2 tRNA genes and 2 rRNA genes are annotated in these 5,209 nt (G+C 51.0%); all 4 read right to left on the bottom strand.

The annotated features are described in order from the left end of the window. Positions 1-80 precede the first annotated feature (80 nt). Positions 81-2,972, bottom strand: a 23S ribosomal RNA gene (locus AC1RL5_RS31800). Positions 2,973-3,205: 233 nt separating this feature from the next. Beyond that, positions 3,206-3,281 (bottom strand) — tRNA-Ala (locus tag AC1RL5_RS31795). 10 nt (positions 3,282-3,291) lie between these two features. Beyond that, positions 3,292-3,368: transfer RNA gene (locus AC1RL5_RS31790), tRNA-Ile, on the bottom strand. 123 nt (positions 3,369-3,491) lie between these two features. After that, positions 3,492-5,030 (bottom strand): 16S ribosomal RNA (locus AC1RL5_RS31785). Together the 16S and 23S rRNA genes with 2 tRNA genes alongside form the textbook arrangement of a ribosomal RNA operon. Positions 5,031-5,209 lie beyond the last annotated feature (179 nt).

The following is a 5,209-nucleotide window of genomic DNA, read 5'->3' as shown; positions in this document are numbered from 1 at the left end:
TTTGTGTGTTCGCAAACTTTCGGTTTGTATCGTCTTCACACACCGCAACTCGCTTCTTAAGCAAATTGCTTGGGTGTTATATGGTCAAGCCTCACGGGCAATTAGTATTGGTTAGCTCAACGCCTCACAGCGCTTACACACCCAACCTATCAACGTCGTAGTCTTCGACGGCCCTTTAGGGGATTCAAGATCCCAGTGAGATCTCATCTTGAGGCAAGTTTCCCGCTTAGATGCTTTCAGCGGTTATCTTTTCCGAACATAGCTACCCGGCAATGCCACTGGCGTGACAACCGGAACACCAGAGGTTCGTCCACTCCGGTCCTCTCGTACTAGGAGCAGCCCCTCTCAAATCTCAAACGTCCACGGCAGATAGGGACCGAACTGTCTCACGACGTTCTAAACCCAGCTCGCGTACCACTTTAAATGGCGAACAGCCATACCCTTGGGACCGGCTTCAGCCCCAGGATGTGATGAGCCGACATCGAGGTGCCAAACACCGCCGTCGATATGAACTCTTGGGCGGTATCAGCCTGTTATCCCCGGAGTACCTTTTATCCGTTGAGCGATGGCCCTTCCATACAGAACCACCGGATCACTAAGACCTACTTTCGTACCTGCTCGACGTGTCTGTCTCGCAGTCAAGCGCGCTTTTGCCTTTATACTCTACGACCGATTTCCGACCGGTCTGAGCGCACCTTCGTACTCCTCCGTTACTCTTTAGGAGGAGACCGCCCCAGTCAAACTACCCACCATACACTGTCCTCGATCCGGATAACGGACCTGAGTTAGAACCTCAAAGTTGCCAGGGTGGTATTTCAAGGATGGCTCCACGCAAACTGGCGTTCACGCTTCAAAGCCTCCCACCTATCCTACACAAGCAAATTCAAAGTCCAGTGCAAAGCTATAGTAAAGGTTCACGGGGTCTTTCCGTCTAGCCGCGGATACACTGCATCTTCACAGCGATTTCAATTTCACTGAGTCTCGGGTGGAGACAGCGCCGCCATCGTTACGCCATTCGTGCAGGTCGGAACTTACCCGACAAGGAATTTCGCTACCTTAGGACCGTTATAGTTACGGCCGCCGTTTACCGGGGCTTCGATCAAGAGCTTCGCGTTAGCTAACCCCATCAATTAACCTTCCGGCACCGGGCAGGCGTCACACCCTATACGTCCACTTTCGTGTTTGCAGAGTGCTGTGTTTTTAATAAACAGTCGCAGCGGCCTGGTATCTTCGACCGGCATGAGCTTACGGAGCAAGTCCTTCACCCTCACCGGCGCACCTTCTCCCGAAGTTACGGTGCCATTTTGCCTAGTTCCTTCACCCGAGTTCTCTCAAGCGCCTTGGTATTCTCTACCCAACCACCTGTGTCGGTTTGGGGTACGGTTCCTAGTTATCTGAAGCTTAGAAGCTTTTCTTGGAAGCATGGCATCAACCACTTCGTCACCTAAAAGGTAACTCGTCATCAGCTCTCGGCCTTAGAACCCCGGATTTACCTAAGATTCCAGCCTACCACCTTAAACTTGGACAACCAACGCCAAGCTGGCCTAGCCTTCTCCGTCCCTCCATCGCAATAACTAGAAGTACAGGAATATTAACCTGTTTTCCATCGACTACGCTTTTCAGCCTCGCCTTAGGGACCGACTAACCCTGCGTCGATTAACGTTGCGCAGGAAACCTTGGTCTTTCGGCGTGGGTGTTTTTCACACCCATTGTCGTTACTCATGTCAGCATTCGCACTTCTGATACCTCCAGCAAGCTTCTCAACTCACCTTCACAGGCTTACAGAACGCTCCTCTACCGCATCACTTACGTGATACCCGTAGCTTCGGTGTATGGTTTGAGCCCCGTTACATCTTCCGCGCAGGCCGACTCGACTAGTGAGCTATTACGCTTTCTTTAAAGGGTGGCTGCTTCTAAGCCAACCTCCTAGCTGTCTAAGCCTTCCCACATCGTTTCCCACTTAACCATAACTTTGGGACCTTAGCTGACGGTCTGGGTTGTTTCCCTTTTCACGACGGACGTTAGCACCCGCCGTGTGTCTCCCATGCTCGGCACTTGTAGGTATTCGGAGTTTGCATCGGTTTGGTAAGTCGGGATGACCCCCTAGCCGAAACAGTGCTCTACCCCCTACAGTGATACATGAGGCGCTACCTAAATAGCTTTCGAGGAGAACCAGCTATCTCCGAGCTTGATTAGCCTTTCACTCCGATCCACAGGTCATCCGCTAACTTTTCAACGGTAGTCGGTTCGGTCCTCCAGTCAGTGTTACCTAACCTTCAACCTGCCCATGGATAGATCGCCCGGTTTCGGGTCTATTCCCAGCGACTAGACGCCCTATTAAGACTCGCTTTCGCTACGCCTCCCCTATTCGGTTAAGCTTGCCACTGAAAATAAGTCGCTGACCCATTATACAAAAGGTACGCAGTCACAGAACAAAGTCTGCTCCCACTGCTTGTACGCATACGGTTTCAGGATCTATTTCACTCCCCTCTCCGGGGTTCTTTTCGCCTTTCCCTCACGGTACTAGTTCACTATCGGTCAGTCAGTAGTATTTAGCCTTGGAGGATGGTCCCCCCATATTCAGACAAGGTTTCTCGTGCCCCGTCCTACTCGATTTCATGACTAAGAGATTTTCGCGTACAGGGCTATCACCCACTATGGCCGCACTTTCCAGAGCGTTCCGCTAATCTCAAAGCCACTTAAGGGCTAGTCCCCGTTCGCTCGCCACTACTAAGGGAATCTCGGTTGATTTCTTTTCCTCAGGGTACTTAGATGTTTCAGTTCCCCTGGTTCGCCTCTTGCACCTATGTATTCAGTACAAGATAACCATCTTATGATGGCTGGGTTCCCCCATTCAGAGATCTCCGGATCAAAGTCTGTTTGCCGACTCCCCGAAGCTTATCGCAGGCTACCACGTCTTTCATCGCCTCTGACTGCCAAGGCATCCACCGTATGCGCTTCTTCACTTGACCATATAACCCCAAGCAATCTGGTTATACTATGAAGACGACATTCGCCGAAAATTTGCATTCTTAATTAAAAGAGAACTCACAAATTTTACCTTAGCCTGATCCGTTACCAGTGAAAGTAACGTTCAGTCTATCTTTCTATCACATACCCAAATTTTTAAAGAACGATCTAATCAAAAGACTAGAAATCAACATTCAAAGTGAATGCTCATTTCTAAGCTTTCAGAAGCAGTTTATGGTGGAGCCAAGCGGGATCGAACCGCTGACCTCCTGCGTGCAAGGCAGGCGCTCTCCCAGCTGAGCTATGGCCCCATAACAAAATTGGTGGGTCTGGGCAGATTCGAACTGCCGACCTCACCCTTATCAGGGGTGCGCTCTAACCAACTGAGCTACAGACCCAATTTCGAGCTTGTAACTGTTAGCTTGGAGCTATCAGCTTGGAGCTTAAAGCTGCTTCTATCGTCTTCTTCAATGAATCAAGCAATTCGTGTGGGAGCTTATGAAGCAGCTGATGTCGTCGATTAAGGAGGTGATCCAGCCGCAGGTTCCCCTACGGCTACCTTGTTACGACTTCACCCCAGTCATGAATCACACCGTGGTAACCGTCCTCCCGAAGGTTAGACTAGCTACTTCTGGTGCAACCCACTCCCATGGTGTGACGGGCGGTGTGTACAAGGCCCGGGAACGTATTCACCGCGACATTCTGATTCGCGATTACTAGCGATTCCGACTTCACGCAGTCGAGTTGCAGACTGCGATCCGGACTACGATCGGTTTTATGGGATTAGCTCCACCTCGCGGCTTGGCAACCCTTTGTACCGACCATTGTAGCACGTGTGTAGCCCAGGCCGTAAGGGCCATGATGACTTGACGTCATCCCCACCTTCCTCCGGTTTGTCACCGGCAGTCTCCTTAGAGTGCCCACCATAACGTGCTGGTAACTAAGGACAAGGGTTGCGCTCGTTACGGGACTTAACCCAACATCTCACGACACGAGCTGACGACAGCCATGCAGCACCTGTCTCAATGTTCCCGAAGGCACCAATCTATCTCTAGAAAGTTCATTGGATGTCAAGGCCTGGTAAGGTTCTTCGCGTTGCTTCGAATTAAACCACATGCTCCACCGCTTGTGCGGGCCCCCGTCAATTCATTTGAGTTTTAACCTTGCGGCCGTACTCCCCAGGCGGTCAACTTAATGCGTTAGCTGCGCCACTAAGAGCTCAAGGCTCCCAACGGCTAGTTGACATCGTTTACGGCGTGGACTACCAGGGTATCTAATCCTGTTTGCTCCCCACGCTTTCGCACCTCAGTGTCAGTATCAGTCCAGGTGGTCGCCTTCGCCACTGGTGTTCCTTCCTATATCTACGCATTTCACCGCTACACAGGAAATTCCACCACCCTCTACCATACTCTAGCTTGCCAGTTTTGGATGCAGTTCCCAGGTTGAGCCCGGGGCTTTCACATCCAACTTAACAAACCACCTACGCGCGCTTTACGCCCAGTAATTCCGATTAACGCTTGCACCCTCTGTATTACCGCGGCTGCTGGCACAGAGTTAGCCGGTGCTTATTCTGTCGGTAACGTCAAAACAATCACGTATTAGGTAACTGCCCTTCCTCCCAACTTAAAGTGCTTTACAATCCGAAGACCTTCTTCACACACGCGGCATGGCTGGATCAGGCTTTCGCCCATTGTCCAATATTCCCCACTGCTGCCTCCCGTAGGAGTCTGGACCGTGTCTCAGTTCCAGTGTGACTGATCATCCTCTCAGACCAGTTACGGATCGTCGCCTTGGTGAGCCATTACCTCACCAACTAGCTAATCCGACCTAGGCTCATCTAATAGCGTGAGGTCCGAAGATCCCCCACTTTCTCCCGTAGGACGTATGCGGTATTAGCGCCCGTTTCCGGACGTTATCCCCCACTACTAGGCAGATTCCTAGGCATTACTCACCCGTCCGCCGCTCGCCACCAGGTACAAGTACCCGTGCTGCCGCTCGACTTGCATGTGTTAGGCCTGCCGCCAGCGTTCAATCTGAGCCATGATCAAACTCTTCAGTTCAAACATCTTTGGGTTTTGAGAAAACCCTAAACTTGGCTCAGCAATCGTTGGTTACATCTTTGATTTCTCGCGGAGTAACTTGTGATGCTGATAATCTTTTTGACTATCAGTCTGACTCCACAAGCACCCACACGAATTGCTTGATTCAGTTGTTAAAGAGCGGTTGGTTAAGATCTTTC

The sequence above is a fragment of the Pseudomonas sp. GW822-FHT06D10 genome (genome assembly GCF_058799535.1).
Note: the sequence above shows the minus strand (reverse complement) of the source record. Positions and strands in the feature narration are given on the sequence as shown.